At 40.1% G+C, this 1387-nt stretch carries 3 protein-coding genes; all 3 read left to right on the top strand.

What is annotated here, in order from left to right:
- Positions 1-94 (top strand): ATP-binding protein (locus ACYVAA_RS22880; RefSeq protein ID WP_460546224.1); only part of this gene is annotated, 94 nt, incomplete at its 5' end.
- A 45-nt stretch (positions 95-139) separates the two neighbouring features.
- Complete coding sequence (locus tag ACYVAA_RS22875; protein WP_460546395.1) at positions 140-685, top strand: hypothetical protein; 546 nt, start codon at positions 140-142, stop codon at positions 683-685.
- 405 nt (positions 686-1090) lie between these two features.
- On the top strand, positions 1091-1324 hold the full coding sequence (locus ACYVAA_RS22870; RefSeq protein ID WP_460546393.1) for a hypothetical protein: 234 nt from the start codon (positions 1091-1093) through the stop codon (positions 1322-1324).
- The last annotated feature ends 63 nt before the right edge of the window (positions 1325-1387 follow it).

Here is a 1387-nt window from a genome sequence, read left to right as displayed (position 1 = left end):
GGACAGTACAATAGCCGATGCCATACTGGACAGACTGGTGCACACTGCCCACAGAATCGAGCTCAAAGGTGAATCAATGAGAAAAAAACGATAACTTTAAACGCCATTATAACGCTAACTGAAAAAACCTTTTAAAGGGGTGGTCAAGATGACCGGATTGGTGGTCAGGATCATCGGAATCTACAATTTCTTGGCTTTCGGCCAGCAATCCCTGGATGAAGCCAATGGGCTCAATGACATCAAGCTTAACCACACCTTGCAGCATTATCAGGAAAGTCTTCAGCTCATCACAGGGGAAGAGACCATTTACCAACGGAATGAATGGCTCCAAAAAGCAGTCAAACGTAACATAAAAAACGGTATCCAAGAAGGGATATATAAAGAACATAGCCATCTTTTTGTGGCCCGAAAGCAGGCTTCCAAGCTCAACCTGATTTTCTATAAGGATGAACTCTATAAGATCCGGTGGACATTCAGAAAAGAAGATTTTACTGACTTGGCTTCACTGGCCAAATTCTTCAATCAGTATTTCACGGATCAGTTTGGCAAGCCCACCGATATTATCTTAGGAGATACCTTTATCTGGGAGGAAGACAAAAACTATCTCCAGGCCTTTGTTGGCCAGTCCGATTTTCAAATTGAATTGCGCGATAAGAAAATCGACCGTGTGGTTAAGGATTTGTAGATTTAGGTATGAGTTTATGATCAAAGTGACAGGTCGTAATTTGCCACCCTGACTAGGTGAAGCATGCCAATCACCCTTTTATTCTGGAAATATGTAATTCCAGTTTTGCTGAACAAATTTTAATCTTGGGAACAGGGTAGGGTCTGCCCTGCAAGCTGGCTACTCGCTAAAAACAGTCACTGAATGTATTCTTCACGCTCGTTTCTCCTATAGATACATATAGGACACGTTTACTTTTGGTTGAAAACTAAGCAAAGGAGGTACTTTTTTGAGAGGGGGTAGATGGGTAACATATCCTATGTAGGGCATTTTATTTGTTTTTGGGAGTTTTAGTTTTAAGAGGGGGATTAAATTGAAAAAAAATATTGAAATAAATATGGTGGACTAGCTTGAGAACCAGAATATATGAAAAAGTACTGTTTAATAGTGGCAATTATCCTGTTAACCAAAATCAACGGTCTTGGATGTTCATGTGCTGAAAGTGATATCTTTAGTTCTTATGAATCTGCATTAAATGTATTTAAAGGCGAAATTTTATCCGAAGGTGAAGTCGAACTATATGACACATTATATGTTGGATATAACGGTTTGAATTGTGCCACCCTTTTCGGTCAAACTGTGCCAGGCCTTTCGGTTTAAACCGTGCCATTTCCAGTTCGGATTTCGGTTCGAACCGTGCCACCTTTGAAAGATCAAGTTTAA

The organism is Echinicola sediminis, from assembly GCF_054777495.1.
This window is presented reverse-complemented; position numbering and strand designations above follow the sequence as displayed.

Excerpts from the sequence above, each read along its gene's own strand:
- ACYVAA_RS22870 (WP_460546393.1), top strand. The coding sequence starts at position 1,091 with ATGAAAAAGTACTGTTTAATAGTGGCAATTATCCTGTTAACCAAAATC.